The following is a 17,959-nucleotide window of genomic DNA, read 5'->3' as shown; positions in this document are numbered from 1 at the left end:
CCCTCACAGCCGTACGGTGAGGTGGTTGTCGACCCGGGTCACACCCGGCGCCGACCAGGCGACCCGTTCGGCCTCCTCGCGTTCGAGCCAGGACCTGACGGTGCCGGTCAGCACCACCGAGTCGCCCTCGATCCGGATCTCGATCCCCGCCGCGTCGGTCTCCACACTGCGTACCAGTGCGCTCTGGATCCGCCCGAAGATCTCGTCCGGTTCGGGTCGTTCCTGCGGTCGCACCGAGATCCCGTTGGTCAGACCGCGTACTCCGGTGAGCCGGCGTACCGCCTGTTCGGCGGCGCGGCGCTGGTATTCCCACTCGACTTCGCCGCGCAGCACGACCCAGCCGTTGGAGACGGTCACGTCGATCTCCGGGCCCGGGACGAAGGCGTCCCAGTCCAGGGCCCGGGTGACCGCCGCAGCGATCTCGGGGTCGTCGCGCTCCGCTGAGGAGGGCAGGCGTACCTGGATGTCGTTGGCGACCGCCCGGACCCGGTGTACGCGCTGCGCAGCCCGTTCCGCCGCCCACTTCTTGGCGTAGTTGTCGACCCAGCCGCGCAGCGTCACCACGCCCTCCTGCACCGCCACGCCGATCTCGTTCGGCTGCACCCGTGGCTCCCAGTCCAACTCCGCCAGGATGTCGCGCTGGATCTCCTCGTCGCTGCGGCTCGTCACGCGGCTGGCCATTCTCTTCCTCCGGCGGTCGAGTGCGGCGGTCGGGCCGACCGGTAGGCTGCGCCTTCCCGGTCACCAGGCTGCGCCTTCCGGTCACGTCCGCGATCGACTCTGGCCCGCCGTCGGGTGAGTGCTCCTCACCCGGCGGGGGTGAGCCGGAGCGGGGACGTGACAGGCCCGGCCGGCATCATGGATCATCAATGCCGGTGTGCTCCGGGGAAGTGCCGGTGTGGTGCGGGGGACAGGGCCCGGGCCGGAAGGAATGGGCAGGATGACGATCGAGCGGCAGACGGCGCCGGCCGGACCCGACGACCGGACGGGATCACCAGGGACGGGCACCGCGCCCGCCGGCCCGGATCGGGTACCCCGGGCTCCCTTCCTGGTACGGCTGGTCAGCCACGAGTGGACACTTGCCGTACTCGGCGGGCTGCTGCTGGCCGTGGTGCTCACCTGGCCGACCCTGCGCGACATCACCAGCACGCTCCCGCAGGACATCGGCGATCCCACGCTCCAGGCATGGCAGATCGCCTGGGGCGGGCACGTGCTGCTGCACGATCCCACCCAGTTGTGGCACTCCAACACCTTCTATCCGGAGCCCTACACCTACGCCTACTCGGACACCCTGCTCGGCTACGCCCCGGCCGGCATGATCGGCGAGGGTCCGGTAGCCGGCGTGGTGCGATACAACATCCTCTACGTACTCGTGCACGCGCTCGCCTTCGTCGGGGCGTACGCGCTGGTCCGGCAGCTCGGTGCGGGCCGGATCGGCGCGGCGGCGGCCGGGGTCGCCTTCGGGTACGCCCCCTGGAAGCTGGCCCAGGCCGGGCACCTGCACGTGCTCTCCATCGGCGGCATCGCGCTGGCCCTTGCCATGCTGGCGCGCGGACACGGCTGGTCGCTGCGGCACGGTTACCGACCGGAGCGCAGCCGTCCCGGCTGGGCCTTCGCCGGCTGGCTGGTGGCCGCCTGGCAGATGACCCTGGGCTTCGGCATCGGGCTGCCGTTCGGTTACGTGCTGGCGCTGGTCTGCCTGGCGGCCGGCGCCGGTTTCGGCTGGTCGTGGTGGCGGCGCCGGTCGCGTCCACCGTTCGGCCGGCGGCTGCTCCTGGCCGACCTGGCCGGCGGGGCGGTCTTCAGCGGGGTCAGCATCTTCATGGCGCTGCCCTACCTGGAGGTGGTGGCCCGGCATCCGGCCGGCCGGCGGACCCTGGCGCACGTGGAGATGTTCTCGCCGCCGTGGCGGGGCTTCCTGACCGCACCGCCGGAGAACTGGCTCTGGGGCGAGCGGCACGCCCTCGCCCGGGAGAGCCTCAGTTTTGCCGGGGAGATGACCCTGCTCCCCGGGGTCGTACTGATCGGGCTCGCCTTCGCCGGGCTCTTCTTCTCGGTCTGGCGGACTCGGCACCGGATCATGCTGGCGGTCGGCGTGCTAATCAGTGTCGGGCTGGCCAGCGGCACCACCCTCGGCGGGGACGGCAATCCCGGGTACGCGACCCTGGTGCTGCACGCGCCCGGCTTCGACGCGATCCGTACCTCCGGCCGGCTGGTGCTCTGGACGACCCTGCTGCTCGGCATCCTGGCCGCTGGTGCGCTGACCGCGCTGACCCAGCTCGGCGGGGAGCCGTCCGCCGACCGCTCGCCCGAGCACGATCCCGCCGACCCCACCCGGCCCACCGACCCCACCCGGCCCACCGACTCCAGCCAGCCCGCCGACGCCACCGAACCTGTCGACGCTACCGACCCGGCCGATGCCAGCGAGCCCGCCGATGCTGCCCGGCCGGCCGATGCCGTCGAGCCCGGGCAGGCTGGTCTGGATCGGGACGCGGACCGGGGTGTGCCGGAGCCGGGGGAGCGGTCCGGCACAGGGGTGCCAGCGCTCGCTGGGCTGCCCGTGCTGCGCAGTGCCGCCTACCAGCCGCCACCGGGCACCGAGGAGCCGGAGCGGGCGGTACCCGGCCAGCGCGCCGCCGAGTTCGGCGAGGTGGCCGCCCGGTTCCGCAGGGTGCTGGTCGGGCTGGTCGCGCTGGTCCCGCTCGCGCTGATGGTCCTGGAGGGGGTGAACACCACCCCGCACGCACCGGTGATCCCGCAGCCGGCGGCGTTGCGCGGGGTCGAGGGTCCGCTGCTGGTACTGCCGAGCAGCGGCACCCTGGAGTTCAGCGTGATGCTCTGGTCCACCGACGGCTTCCCGAAGATCGTGAACGGGCTCGCCGCCTTCACCCCGGAGTCGCAGGCGCAGACCCTCGGCATCACGGCGGGCTTCCCCGACCGGTTCAGCGTCGACCACCTGCGGCAGATCGGGGTCCGTACCGTCGTCGTGCTGCCCGAGTATCTGGCCGGTACGCCGTGGCAGGAGGTGCTGAACCGGCCGGTCGACGGCCTGGGCGTGACCCGTGAGGAGGTCGCCGGCTCGGTGGTGTTCCGGCTCAACTGAACCGGACCCGTCACCGGCGTTAGTTTAGGACTCCAACTATTGACAGCGTGTACAGCCGTGTGTGAACGTCTGCACGACGCCGTTCCGGGAGCCAGGACGACGCCACGGGAGCAGGGCAAGCTCCCGGTTGGAGCCTTCCGTCCGTGCGCGCGATCGGCGCGACCGCACCGGTGGCGCGGCGTTGCCGGCAAACACCCGGACAGTGCCGCCGCGCCGACGCTTCGTCAGTCCTCGTCGGACCACAGTCGCGTACGCCGAAGCAGCGCAAGCTCTGTGACACAGGGAGCCGTACATGCGTAGAAGTCTTGCCAGCGCGCTCGCGGCCGTACTGGCCGCCGGCGCCGTGGCAGTGGTGGCCCAGGTCGCCGTCAGCCCCTCCGCCGCACCGGCCTCGGCCGCGGCAGCGGAACCGTACTCGTGGAGGAACGTCCGGATCGACGGTGGTGGCTTCGTCCCCGGCATCGTCTTCAACCCCACCGAGCGAAACCTGATCTATGCCCGCACCGACATCGGCGGCGCCTACCGCTGGGAGCAGTCCAGCCAGAGCTGGACCCCGCTGCTGGACTGGGTCGGCTGGGACCGGTGGGGCTGGAACGGCGTGCTCAGCATCGCCACCGACCCGGTGCAGACCAACCGGGTCTACGCGGCGGTCGGGATGTACACGAACGACTGGGACCCGAACAACGGCGCGATCCTGCGCTCCACCGACAAGGGCAACACCTGGCAGGCGTACCAGTTGCCGTTCAAGGTCGGCGGCAACATGCCGGGCCGGGGCCAGGGCGAGCGGCTCGCCGTCGACCCGAACCGGAACAGCATCGTCTACTACGGCGCCGAGGGCGGCAACGGGCTCTGGCGCAGCACCGACCACGGCGCCACCTGGGCGAAGGTCGGCAACTTCCCGAACGCCGGCAACTATGCGCAGGACCCGAACGACCCGAACAACTATCTCAACGGCAACCAGGGGGTCACCTGGGTCAGCTTCGACAAGTCGACGGGCACGACCGGGAACACCACCCAGACCATCTACGTAGGGGTCGCGGACAAGGCCAACCCGGTCTACCGGAGCACCAACGGCGGTACGAGCTGGGAGCGGATCGCCGGGCAGCCCACCGGCTACCTGGCGCACAAGGGCGTCGTCGACCCGGTCGGCGGCTACCTCTACATCGCGACCAGCGACGCCGGCGGCCCGTACGACGGGGGCAAGGGCGACGTCTGGAAGTTCAACCGGGCCACCGGGGCGTGGACGCAGATCAGCCCGGTACCGTCGAGCAGCGCGGACGCGTACTACGGCTACAGCGGGTTGACGATCGACCGGCAGAACCCGAACACCATCATGGTGGCGACGCAGATCTCCTGGTGGCCGGACGCGATCTTCTTCCGGAGTACCGACGGCGGCGCGACCTGGAGCCGGATCTGGGACTTCAGCTCGTACCCGAACCGGACCAAGCGCTACACCATGGACATCAGCTCGGTACCGTGGCTGACCTTCGGCGCCAACCCGGCCCCGCCGGAGGAGACTCCGAAGCTCGGCTGGATGAACGAGTCCGTGGAGATCGACCCGTTCGACGGCAACCGGCTGATGTACGGCACCGGCGCGACGATCTACGGCACCACCAACCTGCGCAACTGGGACAGCGGCGGCACGGTCACCATCCGGCCGATGGTCCGGGGCCTGGAGGAGACCGCCGTGCTCGACCTGGTCAGCCCGCCGACGGGCGCCCCGCTGGTCAGCGCGCTCGGCGACATCGGCGGCTTCCGGCACACCAACCTGGACGCGGTACCGGCGATGATGTTCACCCAACCGGTCTTCACCAGCACCACCAGCCTGGACTTCGCCGAGCTGAACCCGAGCGTGATGGTCCGGGCCGGCAACTTCACCGACGCCGACCGGCCGAACGACAGCCACGTCGCCTTCTCCACCGACGGCGGGGCGAACTGGTTCCAGGGCCAGGAGCCGGGCGGGATCAACAGCGGTGGCACGGTCGCGGCCGCCGCCGACGGCAGCCGGTTCGTCTGGGCGCCCGGCGACGCCGGGCAACAGGTGGTCTACTCCGTCGGGTACGGCAACTCGTGGAGCCAGTCCAGCGGCATCCCGGCGAACGCCACCGTCGAGGCCGACCGGGTGAACCCGAACAGGTTCTACGGCTACTCGGCCGGCCGGTTCTATCTCAGCACCAACGGCGGGCAGAGCTTCACCGCCACCGCCGCCACGGGCCTGCCGAGCACCGGGGCGAAGTTCAAGGCGGTGGCCGGGGCCGAGGGGCACGTCTGGCTGGCCGGCGAGACCGGGATCTTCCGGTCCACCGACTCCGGGGCGAGCTTCACGAAGCTGTCGAACGTGAGCAGCGCGGTGAACGTCGGCTTCGGCCGGGCGGCGCCCGGACAGACGTACCCGGCCGTCTTCGCGGTCGCCACCGTCGACGGCGTGCGCGGGGTGTACCGGTCGGACGACGCCGGAGGCAGCTGGGTGCGGATCAACGACGACAAGCACCAGTACGGCAACATGGGCGAGGCGCTGACCGGCGACCCGAGGGTGTACGGCCGGGTCTACCTCGGTACCAACGGTCGCGGAATCCTGGTCGCGGACCGGCTCGGCGGCCCCACCAACCCGCCGACGGCCACCCCGACCACCCGCCCGCCGACGGCCACTCCGACACCGACGGCCACCCCGACGCCCACCCGGACACCGACGGCGACTCCGACCGGTACGGCGCCGCCGAGCGGGGCGTGTACCGCCGCCTACCGGGTGACCGGCTCGTGGCAGGGCGGCTTCCAGGCCGAGGTGACAGTGCAGAACACCGGCACGTCGGCGATGACCGGCTGGACGGTGGGCTGGACCTTCACCAACGGGCAGACGATCAACCAGATCTGGGGCGGTACGCACACCCAGAGCGGTTCGTCCGTTTCGGTGCGGAACGTCGCGTACAACGGCAACCTGGCACCGAACGCCAGCACGACGTTCGGCTTCCTCGGCAGCTGGACCGGTGCGAACGCCGTACCGGCTCCGCTCACCTGTGCGCGGAGCTGACCAGGATCGCGAGCTGACCAGGATCGCGGGCTGATCAGGGCCGCGAACGCCCGACGGGCCCGGTGCGTCACCGCACCGGGCCCGTGGTTCCGGAGCCCCGCCCGACCGGCCGGGCGGGGCTCCGGGGATCAGGCGGTGTCGACCCGGACCGACGAGTTGGCCCGGTCGACCGGGTTGGCCCGGTCGACGTCGACGAACTCGATGCCGTCGTGGGCGGGCAGCTCCCGCTCGGCACGGGCCAGCGCGGCCCGGGAGGCGGTGGCGGCGGCCCAGGCCACGGCGGCACCGACCAGGCCCGCCCCGATCAGCCAGCCCCAGGGCAGGCCCGGACGGCGGCCGGCGAGGGCGTCGTACGCCCGGCCGGCCCGCACCCGGGCCTCGTCGGTCACGGCGCCGACCCGGTCGCCGGCGTTGCTGGTGAGGTGGGCGCCGGTCCGCCGCGCCGAGCGGGCGGTGTACTTCACCGAGTCGCCGGCAGAGTTGACGGCGCCGGTCAGGTATTCCCACGCCTGGTCGGCGATCCGCTCGGGCTTGCTCTGATGTTTCAGCAGGTTCGTTCCGAGCATCGTGCTACCTCCTCGGTTGCCGAACGCAGCGGCCACTTCGGACAGAGGCGTCTGTTCGGCGCGGTTGCGGGTTGCTACTCGGGAGGTGCCCAGGTGTCTTTCCTGGCAAACCCGCGATCACCAGGTTCCCGGCGCAGCAGGCCGGTGTGCTCAGTGCAGCAGGACGATCGGCGCACGCTGGGCGAAATCGTCGTCATCGTCGTCGTCATCGCCTCCGCCGCCGAATCCGCAGGCGAGTACCAGAGCCAGCAGTGCACCGACCCCAGCGAGTCCGATCAGCTTCCTCAGCATCAGGTGTCCCTTCCCGAGCCCGGATCGCCCGTCCGACGACGGCCGATGCGCTCATGCTAGGTGCTGGTTGGTACCGCCCGCCCCGCTCGACGGCACCTGTCGCAGCGGTTCCGTCGGCCCCGCCGGTAGCCGGCTGTCGCATAGGCGACAGGGATTCGGGTACCGGGTACGGAAAGGCCGGGCGAGGTACGACACAGGGCACCGGTGGCCCGGTCCGACCTGCGGGGCGGCTACGCTGAGGACGTGACGGTGGAGGTGCGTAAGCGGACGGTGCAGGAAAATTTGGCGTAGTTTGCCCCGTTACCAGCGTAGTTTGTCGGCTCGTTGAATAGATTGCCCGTCCGGAAGGGTGGCGATCGGGGCCGTGAGAGGAATACTCTCGGTCGCGGCCCGCGTACTGATTAGGCGCCCGGACATGGGCGAGTGGAGGTGCTCGCGTGAGCCTGTCGATCGTCAAGTCGGTCCTGCCTGGTGGAGTTGTGGAGATCGCCCCTCGGGGAGAAATCGACGTCGATACGGCGTACGAGGTTCGTGAGGCGATCGCCGGGGTTCTGACCAAGGGGCGACCGTCCAGGATCGAGCTCAACATGCGACTGGTCAGTTTCATCGACTCCGTCGGCATCAGCGCCATGGTCGCCGGCTTCCAGACTGCGGAGGTCAGCGGCGTCAAGCTCGTGGTCACCGAACCGAGCCGGTTCGTCCACCGGCAGCTCTGGGTCACCGGGCTCCTCGGCCTGTTCGGCGCGCCGGAGCCCTACTTCGCGGGCGCCGGAGCCGTCGCCGAGGAGGCGAAGGTCCCCGGCGTCTGATCGCCCCGACCCGCGGCCCGATCGTCGCGGCTCGGATTCCATCCACCCCTACCGTGGATCATCCAGTCCTGACAGGTCCACGTCGGACGCCTCGGTGATTGCCCGGATCGCCGTCACCGAGGCGTAACCCTCCGCCAACCAGGCCACGTCCGTACCGGGTTCGACCCGCTGGCCGGACTCCTCCAGGGCGGTACGCACGAAACCTCTGCCGGCTTCGGCCACCGTCATCTGTACCTGCCCGAATCCCGCCAGGGTGCCCCGCCGGATTCCGCGCAGCCGCTCGTACGGCACGTCCGGGGAGTTCACGTTGAGCACGCTCTGCACGGGTCCGGCGGTCAACCGGGGCAGCAGATCCAGCGCCACCCGGGCCGCGGTCGCCCAGTGCCGCCGCTCGTCCCGCTCCGGTCGGTGTACGGCCACCGCCGCGCCGCCACTGCCGGTGCTCGCCTCGTGCACGGAGAGTACGTCGAGCGAGACCGCCATCCCGTGACAGTTGTTCGCGGCGGCGGTGAACGCCGCTCCGACCGTGCCGGAGTGCAACACCGCCCGACCGGCGTTGGCGCCCCGGTTGATCCCGGAGAGCACCACCGTGGGCGGCGGCCCGAACGCCTCGTGCAGGGCGATCAGCGTGATCAGTGCCGGTGAGCCGGCCACCCCGTACGCCGGCACGCCAGGTAGTTCCTCGATCGGATGCTCCTCGACGACGACCCGGCCGTCCCGCTCCACCGCACTCATCGCGGCACTCGCGCCACTGGCCTCCTCGCTCGGGGCGGCCACCACCACGTCCAGTCCCCGTTCCACAGCCGTACGCGCCAGCCAGCGCAGCCCGGGAGCACCGATGCCGTCGTCGTTGGTGACAAGTACCCGAATCGTCATGCCGTGACCAGTACCCGGATCGTCACGACTTCGTCGTCCGGTGCGCCAACTCGTCAGGGGTCAACCGATCCTGCCGGTCCACCTGCATCGGCGCCAGGGTCACCCGGTCGACCAGGCCGGCGATCGCGTCCGGCCGGCCGGTGCCGAGCCCGTGCCGGGTGACGTTGAGCGCGCCCGCCGCCGCCCCGGTCCGGATCGCCAGCCGGAGGTCGCCGCCCTGCGCCAGTATCGCCGCCACCCCGGCGGTCATCGAGTCACCGGCGCCGCGCGGGTCCGCCACCTCCAGCCGGGGCATGTCGAGCTGGGCCACCTCGCCGTCGATCAGCACCAGGGCCGGTTCCTCGGCCCGGCTGACCACCACCGACTCGGCTCCCCGCGCGTGCAGGGCCTGGATCACCCGGAGCAGTTCCGCCTCGCTGTCGTCGCTGGCCAGGCCGTCCCGGAGCAGTTCCTCGTGGCTGACCTTGAGCACCGACACACCGCTGTCGAGCACGGCCGCCAGGTGCTGGCCGGAGAGGTCGGCGACCACCCGACTGCCGTTGTGCCCGAGGTCGGCGGCGAGCCTGCGGTAGATGTCCGGCGCGATCAGCGAGGGGTGGCCGGGACCGCTGAGGATGCTCACCTCGGCGCCGAGTCCCTCGCTGAGCGCGAGGTTGTAGAGCTCGTCGAGTTCGTGCCGGGCGAGCGGGTGGCCCGGCACCGAGGCGATCTCGTGGCGCTTGCCGTCCCGCCGGTCGTGCACGTAGCCGCCGCTGCTGGACTCCCGGTGGATCACCCGGAGGTCGACTCCCTCGCCGGCGAGCAGCGGTTCGAGGACCTGTCCGATCTCGCCGCCGAGCCCGGCGCAGAGCACCACGGGCACGCCCAGACACTTGATCATCCGAGCCTGCCACACCCCCTGGCCGCCCGGATGCAGGTGGATCTCGGTCTCGTCGGCGGGCTGGTCTATCGTGACCGTCAACTGGGGGTCCGGGGCAAAAACCATGACATGTCCGCTCATGCCCGTTAGGTTCCCTGGTAGCCCGCTGTTTATGCAGCTCACCGGCGTGTCGACACGATCCCCACCCTGGAGCGGACCCGGCGTCCCCACGGTTTGTAGGTGGAGAGCAGGGTGGCGACCACCAGCAGAGAGCTGGAGACGATCGGCGCCGCCAGCAGTCCCTGCCGGGCGTCCGGCGGGGTCGCCGCGCCGAGTTCGGCCGCCTGGAGGCTCGGCCGCAGCGCGAAGAGCACCGCACCGACCATCACGGTGGTGATCACCAACTTGACCAGTACCCACCGGTGCCTGACCAGGCCCCAGGGGGTGAGCAGCGCGCTGGCGACGCCGACCAGCCAGGCCAGCACGCTCAGCGGTACGAAGACGGTCTGCCCGACCAGGGCCATCGCCGGATAGACCACCTCGGGGTCGGCACCACCCGCCCCGGCCACGCCGAGGGTCAGCAGCACCAGGTCGACCCCCAACCAGCCAACAGCAGTGACCACGTGCAGGGTGAGCAGGGCTTTTCGCCAGGGCGGGGAGAGCGTCATGGCAGTGATGCTGCCGTCGGGACGCCGCCCGGACGTCGTGCCGGTGTCGACCGCCCGGATACGCGCCTCGACGTACAGCCGGCGCCCCGGGCCGGCGCCAGGTAGTCCCTCGCGCGAGGTGCCAGGGTGTCACCACGGTGACACCCTGGCACCATCACGAACCGACACCTCACTCCGGCCGAGGGGCTCAGCGCCAGGTGTCGGTCCAGCTCGCGGTGCAGGGGGTGCTGGACGGCGTGCTCCGGGTCCGGTTCGGGTCGCTCTCCCAGACCACCTGGCCGCCGTTGCGCTTGACGTACTTGTACTGCACCGCCGTGCCGGCCGGCAGGTCGACAGTCGCGCGCCAGACCGGATAGCCGGCCGAGGAGAGCGGCACGCCGTTCGCCGGGTTCCAGTTGCCGAGCGCCGGAACGTTGCCGGTGACGTAGACGTTCTCGCCCCAGACCGTCGTCGCGGTCACCGCGAAACTGGTGGCGACGCTCGGGCAGGAGCCGCCCGTCGGGGTCGGGCCCGGGCCGCCACCCGAGGTCCGCGCGTTCACGTGCAGCGCCAGGGCACCGTTCGCGGGTACTGTCGCGGTGACCCGGCCGGCGGTGTCGACCTGGTACGTCGTACCCGTGCAGGAGCCGCCGCTGAAGTCGCCGGCCAGCACGTCGCAGTAGGTGCCGGCCGGCAGGCTGGTCTGGAACGTGGATATCTGTGATGGTTCGGTTGGTTTCGAGCGGGTTCGGTTTGCAGAGATCGCTGCCCCGGATCGAGGGTCAGGGCCGTTGTCGCAGCTCCGGTGCCGGTGACTCGTCGTCCGGTCCTTGCACAACTTTCATCCGCGTGGGGCGTACATGATGACGGCTACCCCGACCAGGCAGATGGCGGCGCCGGTCAGGTCGTAGCGGTCCGGGCGGAACCCGTCGACGAGTACCGCCCAGCCGAGCGAGCCGGCCACGAAGATCCCGCCGTACGCGGCGAGCACCCGGCCGAAGTGCGGGTCGGGCTGGAACGCCGCGACGAAGCCGTACCCGGCCAGCGCCAGCATGCCGGCGGCGATGAAGAGCAGGCCGCGGTTCTCGCGTACGCCCTGCCAGACCAGCCAGGCACCGCCGATCTCGGCAACGGCGGCGAGCAGGAACAGCAGCAGCGAGCGGGTGATCGTCACCTCGCCATTGTTGCTGGTCGGCGACTGCGCCGGTTGCTTGCATCGATGGCTGTCTCTAAGCTTGGTCGGCGCCGTCACACCACCGGTACGGGCTGGCCGGTCCGGTGACGGCTCGGTGATCCCGGGAGTCGGTCACTCGTTGTCGTAACAGCACCGCCGGCACGCGCCAGGGCGGCGACGGGCCGGCAGTCGTCCGAGAGGAACTCCCATGCGGATCTCCGCACCGTACCGTCGCGTCTCCCTGGCCCTGGCCACGGTGACCGCGATCGCCGCGAGCAGCGCTGCCGTGCTCGGCACCGGGCCGACGTCGACCGCACAGGCCGCCGCCGGCTGCCTGGTCAACTACACGGCCAACCAGTGGACCGGAGGCTTCACCGCCGCCGTCCGGGTCACCGCCGGAGACACCCCGGTCAACGGCTGGACCGTGACCTGGACCTACGGTGGCGACCAGCGCATCACCAACAGTTGGAACGCCCAGGTCACCCAGTCCGGCGCGACGGTCACCGCCCGGAACGTGGCCTGGAACGGTTCGCTGCCGGCCGGCGGCTCCACCGAGTTCGGCGTCCAGGGCAGCTATGCCGCCAGTTCGGCGGCACCGAGCGGGTTCACCCTGAACGGTGAACCGTGCAACGGTGCCGAACCGACCACCCCGCCGAGCACGGCGCCGCCGACCACCAGGCCGCCGACTACTCCGCCGACCAGCGTGCCGCCGACGCTGACACCACCACCGACCGTACCGCCGACCACTCCGCCGCCGAGCGGCTGCGGCGGCGCGGTGCTCTGCGACGGCTTCGAGAACCAGACCGGTACGGCGCCGTCGGGCGACTGGACCGTCAGCTACCCGGACTGCTCGGGCAGCGGCACCGCCAGCATCGACACCTCGGTCGCGCACCAGGGCACCCGCTCGGTACGCATCAACGGTGCCGTCGGCTACTGCAACCACGTCTTCGTCGGCTCGACCCGCGATCTGGGCAGCGTCGGGGCGGTGCGGTACGCCAGGCTCTGGGTCCGGCACACCACGGCACTGCCGACCTCGCACGTGACCTTCCTGGCCATGCGGGACGCGGCCGACGGCAACCGTGACCTGCGGATGGGCGGGCAGAACCGCGCCCTGCAATGGAACCGCGCGTCCGACGACGCCACCCTGCCGGAGCAGAGCCCGAACGGTGTCGCACTCAGCGCGCCGCTGCCGGTCAACGAGTGGACCTGCCTGGAGTTCATGGTGGACGGCGCGCAGGGCCGGCTCTCCACCTGGGTCAACGGGACCGCGGTGACCGGGCTGACCGCCGACGGTACGCCGACGCACGATGTCGATGGGCAGTGGTACAACCGGGCCAACTGGCGGCCCAACCTGACCGACCTGCGGCTGGGCTGGGAGAGCTACGGCGAGGGCGCGAACACGCTCTGGTTCGACGACGTGGCGCTCGGCTCGACCCGGATCGGCTGCTGATAGCGGGAACCGCCGGCACTGCCCAGGGGTGGCGGGCGGTGCCGGCGGTTCGCGATGGTGCGGTGCGGTCGATCAGTGCATCGACAGGTGTACGTGGTTGGTGTGATCGCTGGACGGGTCACCGTTGCCCCCGTTGTACGTCTTCCAACCACTGCTCGGCAGCCAGATCTGCTTGAACCAGATCACGTACAGCACACCCAGTCGATCGGCGTTGCGCACGTAGTACGCCGCCAGGTTGTTGCCGTACGTCCGGTCGCCGCCGGTCGCCACTCCGCCGAACCCGTTCTTCTGGGCGGCGAAGTCACACGCCTGACCCTTCGGGTGCTCGCCGCTGCCTCCGCTGCGGAAGCAGGAGACGAACCGGGTGAAGCCGGCCGCCTGGGCCTGCTTCAACGCGTGCAGGGTGCGCGCGGTGATGCAGCCACTTGTGGTCGGGTCGTTGAGACTGCACGACTCGTCCGGCCAGGAGCCGTCGGCGTTACGGGGTGCCGGTCGCGCCGACCCGCCCCCGCTGCCGCTGATCCCGGCGGCGGCGCCGCCGCTGTTGTTCGCCGCCGCAAGCGCCCGTTCGGCCTGCTTCTTGCGGGTCTCCATCACCTCGACCTGCTTGCGCTGCTCGCCGATTTCCTTGTCGAGCGCGGCCTTGGCCTGGGTCTCCTTGTCCAGGCTCTCCCGCAGCCCGCGCAGTTCCCGGCTCTCGTTCGCCGAGATCGTGTCGAGTGCGGCGGCCCGGTCCACCAGGCTGGTCGGAGATCCACTGTTCAGCAGTGCGGAGACCTGGCCGAGCCGACCGGTCCGGTACGCCATGTTGCCCATCTCGGCGACCCGTTCGCTCCGGGTCGCCACCTCGGTACGCAGCTCGGCGAGCTGCTGGTTCAGTTCCTTCTGCCGCTTGACGGAGTTGTCCAACTTGTTCTTGGCGGTCAGATAGCCCTTGCTGGCGGTCTGGAGTTGCTCGCGCAGGCTGTCCGTGCCTCCGTCGATGTCGTCGCCGCCGGGTGCCGCGGCCAGCGCCCCGGGGGTCGCGTACTCCGGTGCCGCCTGCGCGGGTGCGCCGCCGAGCGCCGCGAGGACCATGCCGAGGGCGACGACCGCTGTGGTCGCGACCTTCCGGTGCGGTCTCGTGGCGCTCCGCGCGGACGCCGGAGCCTGTCGGGTGGGTGCCAGGAACGGCATATGACAATGTCCTTCCGTCAGCCGCCGACCGGGTTAGCTGACGGGTTCGGGACGGAAGATCCCTACCGCTGGCGCGGATACACCCCTGGTACGTGGTTCCCCGGCTCGCGCGTGCGATTAGGCGACGGTCCCCGCAGGCGCCGGAGGGCGCCGCCCGGCGGAGACCGGAGCCGAGCTTACCGGCAGTCGTTCGCCGGGGACACGTGGCGTTGTCGGAGCCGGATTCGCGATTTTCCGAGTTGGGCGGATGTATCCGGACAAAGCTGGCCGACGCAGCCTCAAAACTTAAGATGCCGCTAACTATCGGTGAGTCTCGACGGCTGGCGGGGCAGGTGTGCGAGGGTCGCCGGCCGACCGCGATGTCACGCGGCGTGCTCGGTGGTCACCAGTCGGTGGGGCCGCAGCCCCCGGGCGCGGTGTTCGGCTCGACCTGGAGCGTGGCGTGCGAGATGTGGAAGTCCTCGCGCAGCGCCGACCGGGCCGCGGCGAGTACGGTACCCACCTCCGCGTCGCGGTCCAGCCTCAGGTGCGCCGAGGCCACCTCCATCCCGGAGGTGAGGGTCCAGACGTGCAGGTCGTGTACGTCGCAGACGCCGGGTACCCCGGCCAGCCGGGTGCGTACGGCGGCCACGTCGAGGTGCTCGGGCGCGGCCTGCACCAGGATCCGTACGGCGCTGCGGCCGAGTCGCCAGGTGCGGGGCAGGATGAACAGCCCGACCGCCAGGGCCACGATCGGATCCGCCCAGCGCCAGCCGGTCAGGATGATCACCACGGCGGCGACGATCACTCCCACCGAGTTGAGCAGGTCCCCGAGTACCTCCAGATATGCGCCGCGCAGGTTGATGCTCTCCCGCGCACCGGCCCGGAGCAGGCCGAAGGCGGCGGCGTTGGCCAGCAGGCCGAGCGTGGCGACCACGAGCATCGGACCGGCCGCGACCCGGGGCGGGTCGTCGAACCGGCGTACCGCCTCGACCAGCACGTAGAGCGCCACCCCGAACAGCAGTACCGCGTTGGCCAGCGCCGCCAGCACCTCCAGGCGGTAGAGGCCGAAGGTCCGCTGCGGGTCGCCGACCGCCCGCCGGGCCGCCGTGATCGCGGCCAGTGCCATCCCGATCCCGAGCACGTCGGTGAACATGTGCCCGGCGTCGGAGAGCAGCGCCAGCGAGCCGGTGGCCAGCGCGGCGACCGTCTCGACCACCATCAGGACGGCGAGCAGCCCGAAGGCCGCCCAGAGCCGCCCCCGGTGCTGCTCTGCCGCCCAGGTCAACCGCCCCCCGTGGTCGTGCCCGGCCCCCAACGCCGCTCCCTCCGTCCCGGTCACCCCCGCTGTCGATACTGCCGGGCCGTGGGGTCGTCCCAGCCGGAAAACGGCGGGACCGGCTATCCCTCGTCGGCCAGGGTGGCCGCGATCGGCGCCCGGGCGGCCCGCCGGGCCGGCGGCAGGCTGGCCAGCACCCCCGCCGAGGCGGCCAGCGCGGCGCAGAGGGCGAGCTGACCGACGGGTACGGCCGGCAATCCGTGCCCGTACCCGCGGATCAGCCCCAGTGCCGCCGTCCAGCCGAGGCCGACGCCGAGGGCGATCCCGGCCAGTGCACCTACCGCGCCGGCCAGCGCCGCCTCGGTCAGCAGCATGGCGGCCAGCTGCCGGCGGGACAGGCCCAGCGCCCGGACCGTCGCCGACTCGCGGCGGCGTTCGACCACCGAGAGCGCGAGCGTGTTGCCGATGCCCAGCACGGCGATCAGCACCGACATGCCGAGCAGGGCGGCGAAGATCCCCAACAGCTCGTCGAGGGTACGGGCGAGCGCGTCGGCCTGGTCGGCGAGGCCGCGTACCCGGACCGCCGGCTGGTCGGCCAGGGCCGCGTCCAGCGCCTGCCGGCCCGCCGCCGTCGACACCCCCGGGGCGAGGTCGACCAGCAGCCGGTCCGGCTCCCCGGGGCCGTACGCGGCGGTGAACGACGTCCAGGAGACCAGGGCGGCACCGTCGACCGGGGAGTCGTCGTAGACCGCCACCACTGTCAACGGGGCCGGTGGGCCGAGCCCGAGGGCGATCCGGTCACCGACCCCGACGCCCCGGTCGGCGGCGAACTGCCGGCTCACCGCCACCGTCCCCGGCACCAGCCCGGCCAGGCTGCCGGCGGTCACCTCGGGACGTACCGGCCCGTGCAGCCGCTCCGGCGGCACCGCCCAGATCCGGATCCGTGCGTTCAGCGGCGAGTTGGCCAGGCGTACCTCGGCGACGGTGCCGAACGCCGGATCGGGGCGCAGCCGCTGGGCCAGCCCGGGTGGCAGCGGGCCGCGTACCGCCGTCGGCGAGCCGTCGGTGCGGACCCGGTCCAGCACGAAGTCGACCGGGAAGTTCTCGGACAGCTCCCGTCCGGCCTGCTCCCGGGCGGTCGCCAGCAGCACGCTGAACATCGCCATCAGGGCCACCCCGATGGTCAGGGCGGTGCTGGTCGCCGCCGCCCGCCGGGGATCGCGTCGGGCGTTGACCACGGCCAGCCGTACCACCGGACCGAAGAGCCGGGCCGGCAGCCAGCCGACCAGCCGGACCGCCCGGGGGACCAGCAGCGGGGCCGCGACCACCGCGCCGAGGAAGGCGACCATGCCGCCGCCGAGCACCAGCGGCAACCCGGGAAAGGCCAACGGCAACCCGACGAGTACGGCCAGCCCGCCGACCCCGGCCAGGCCGAGCGCGACAGCGATCCGGGTACGGCCGCGCCGGCCCCCGCCCACCGCCACGGCGCTGCGGGAGTGCAGTGCGGCCAGCGGCGGTACCCGACTCGCCTGCACCGCCGGCACCAGCGCGGCCAGCACTGTCACCAGGGTGCCGAAGCCGAGCGCCACCAGCACGGTCGGCCAGCGCACCACCGGGGCGTGCAGTGGGATGTCCGAGGCGACCAGTTCCCGTCCCCGGATCAGCCCGTAGCCGACGAGCAGGCTGGCCAGCAGCCCGCCGACCGAGGCGAGCAGGCCGAGGACGCCCGCCTCCAGGAGTACGACGCCGCGCACCTGCGCCCGGGACGCGCCGGCACAGCGGAGCAGGCTCACCTCCCGGACCCGCTGCGTGCCGAGCATCGCGAAGGTGTTGTAGATGACGAACGCCGAGACGGTCAGCGAGACCAGCCCGAAGCCGAGCAGTACGGCGAGGAAGCCGTCGACGTACTTCGCCGCCTGCCGGGCGAGCCGGTCCCGCAGTTCGGCCCCGGTCAGCGGCTGCGCGCCGGGGCCGACCGCCTCGGCGATCCGGTCCCGCAGCCGGGCCGGGTCGGTGCCCTCGGTGGCCCGGACCACCACCTGGGCGTAGTCGACGGTACCGGTGAGCGTGCCGAGGTCGGCCGAGGTCAGCGCGGCGACGGCCGAGCCGCCGTAGAGCCGGTTCACCCCGAGGTCGAGCGTGCCGACCAGGCGCAGTTGGTGTGCCGTGCCGGCCCGGTCCAGCACCGTCACCGGCCCGCCGAGGGTGAAGCCGGAGCCGGCCACGGTCGCCCGGTCCAGGGCGATCTCCCCGGCAACGGTGGGCAGCCGGCCGGCGGCCACGTCGTACGGGGCCAGTGCGGCGTCACCCGGCACCGAGAGGGCGTACCCGATGTGGTCCTGGCTGGTGATCAGTTTCCCGTTCCGGTCGAGTACGCCCAGCCAGGCCACCACCCGCCCGTCCGCCGCCGCCACCCCGTCGACGGCCCGGATCCGCCGCACCGTCGCCGGGGTGAGCAGCCCGTGCTCCGGCTCGACCACCACGTCCACGTTCCGGGCCGAGCGGGCCAGGTCGGTGTAGAAGGCGGCTCGGGCGGTGTCCCCGTAGACCAGGGTGCCGGCGAGGAAGCCGACCGCCACCACCACGGCGAACCCGGTCAGCACCACCCGTACGGCGTGCGCGCGCAGCCCGGCCAGGGCGAGCCGGAGCAGCGGGCGGCTCATCCGCCGGGGCGGGTGCCGGGGTGCACCGGCTCGACGGGGCGCATCCGGCCAGTGTCGCC

15 protein-coding genes and 1 riboswitch are annotated in these 17,959 nt (G+C 71.9%); of the genes, 4 read left to right on the top strand and 11 right to left on the bottom strand.

Annotated features, from left to right (window positions below; translation table 11 throughout):
• Nucleotides 1-3 precede the first annotated feature (3 nt).
• Nucleotides 4-681, bottom strand: coding sequence for a BON domain-containing protein (locus CLT71_RS13445; protein ID WP_101367400.1), 678 nt, complete (start codon nt 679-681; stop codon nt 4-6).
• A gap of 259 nt (nt 682-940) precedes the next feature.
• On the opposite strand from CLT71_RS13445, the gene CLT71_RS37450 reads away from it, so the two are divergent.
• Both CLT71_RS37450 and CLT71_RS13435 read left to right on the top strand, forming a co-directional pair.
• Nucleotides 941-3,103 (top strand): hypothetical protein, encoded by a 2,163-nt coding sequence (locus tag CLT71_RS37450; RefSeq protein WP_199187591.1) that lies wholly within the window; start codon nt 941-943, stop codon nt 3,101-3,103.
• A gap of 292 nt (nt 3,104-3,395) precedes the next feature.
• The gene (locus CLT71_RS13435; RefSeq protein WP_101367399.1) at nt 3,396-6,131 is read left to right on the top strand and encodes a cellulose binding domain-containing protein; all 2,736 of its coding nucleotides are present in this window, start codon (nt 3,396-3,398) and stop codon (nt 6,129-6,131) included.
• Between the two features lie 128 nt (nt 6,132-6,259).
• Here the strand turns inward: CLT71_RS13435 and CLT71_RS13430 are convergent, their stop codons facing one another.
• Together CLT71_RS13430 and CLT71_RS36975 are read right to left on the bottom strand one after the other, a co-directional pair.
• Nucleotides 6,260-6,697, bottom strand: coding sequence for a hypothetical protein (locus tag CLT71_RS13430; protein ID WP_101367398.1), 438 nt, complete (start codon nt 6,695-6,697; stop codon nt 6,260-6,262).
• A 150-nt stretch (nt 6,698-6,847) separates the two neighbouring features.
• Nucleotides 6,848-6,988, bottom strand: coding sequence for a hypothetical protein (locus CLT71_RS36975; protein WP_158242227.1), 141 nt, complete (start codon nt 6,986-6,988; stop codon nt 6,848-6,850).
• A 437-nt stretch (nt 6,989-7,425) separates the two neighbouring features.
• On the opposite strand from CLT71_RS36975, the gene CLT71_RS13425 reads away from it, so the two are divergent.
• Nucleotides 7,426-7,797: an STAS domain-containing protein gene (locus CLT71_RS13425; protein ID WP_101367397.1), complete on the top strand. Its 372-nt coding sequence runs from the start codon at nt 7,426-7,428 to the stop codon at nt 7,795-7,797.
• A 48-nt stretch (nt 7,798-7,845) separates the two neighbouring features.
• Here the strand turns inward: CLT71_RS13425 and surE are convergent, their stop codons facing one another.
• From surE to CLT71_RS13400, 5 genes are all read right to left on the bottom strand, one after another.
• Nucleotides 7,846-8,673 carry a 5'/3'-nucleotidase SurE gene (gene surE / locus CLT71_RS13420; protein WP_101367396.1) on the bottom strand — a complete coding sequence of 276 codons (828 nt, stop codon included), beginning with the start codon at nt 8,671-8,673 and terminating at the stop codon, nt 7,846-7,848.
• A gap of 22 nt (nt 8,674-8,695) precedes the next feature.
• The gene (locus CLT71_RS13415) at nt 8,696-9,673 is read right to left on the bottom strand and encodes a 1-phosphofructokinase family hexose kinase (RefSeq protein WP_486483248.1); all 978 of its coding nucleotides are present in this window, start codon (nt 9,671-9,673) and stop codon (nt 8,696-8,698) included.
• 38 nt (nt 9,674-9,711) lie between these two features.
• Complete coding sequence (locus tag CLT71_RS13410) at nt 9,712-10,200, bottom strand: DUF2269 domain-containing protein (protein WP_101367394.1); 489 nt, start codon at nt 10,198-10,200, stop codon at nt 9,712-9,714.
• A 187-nt stretch (nt 10,201-10,387) separates the two neighbouring features.
• Entirely contained in the window at nt 10,388-11,017 is a 630-nt protein-coding gene (locus CLT71_RS13405; RefSeq protein WP_101367393.1) for a carbohydrate-binding module family 20 domain-containing protein, read from the bottom strand.
• A gap of 3 nt (nt 11,018-11,020) precedes the next feature.
• On the bottom strand, nt 11,021-11,353 hold the full coding sequence (locus CLT71_RS13400; protein WP_101367392.1) for a YnfA family protein: 333 nt from the start codon (nt 11,351-11,353) through the stop codon (nt 11,021-11,023).
• A 208-nt stretch (nt 11,354-11,561) separates the two neighbouring features.
• Between CLT71_RS13400 and CLT71_RS13395 the strand changes: the two genes are divergently transcribed.
• Complete coding sequence (locus CLT71_RS13395; RefSeq protein WP_101367391.1) at nt 11,562-12,803, top strand: cellulose-binding domain-containing protein; 1,242 nt, start codon at nt 11,562-11,564, stop codon at nt 12,801-12,803.
• A 72-nt stretch (nt 12,804-12,875) separates the two neighbouring features.
• On the opposite strand, the gene CLT71_RS13390 is transcribed toward CLT71_RS13395, so the two are convergent.
• The 3 genes from CLT71_RS13390 to CLT71_RS13380 form a co-directional block, all read right to left on the bottom strand.
• A complete protein-coding gene (locus CLT71_RS13390; protein ID WP_486483247.1) occupies nt 12,876-13,979 on the bottom strand; it encodes a coiled-coil domain-containing protein in 1,104 nt (367 codons plus the stop codon).
• Between the two features lie 6 nt (nt 13,980-13,985).
• A riboswitch (cyclic di-AMP (ydaO/yuaA leader) is annotated at nt 13,986-14,113 on the bottom strand.
• Between the two features lie 248 nt (nt 14,114-14,361).
• Nucleotides 14,362-15,276, bottom strand: a complete 915-nt coding sequence (locus CLT71_RS13385; RefSeq protein WP_101367390.1) for a cation diffusion facilitator family transporter — start codon at nt 15,274-15,276, stop codon at nt 14,362-14,364.
• 83 nt (nt 15,277-15,359) lie between these two features.
• Entirely contained in the window at nt 15,360-17,900 is a 2,541-nt protein-coding gene (locus CLT71_RS13380) for an ABC transporter permease (RefSeq protein ID WP_101367389.1), read from the bottom strand.
• Between the last annotated feature and the right edge of the window lie 59 nt (nt 17,901-17,959).

It is taken from the genome of Plantactinospora sp. CNZ320, assembly GCF_002846275.1.
The sequence above is the reverse complement of the archived record's forward strand: the minus strand, read 5'-3'. Positions and strand labels throughout refer to the sequence as shown.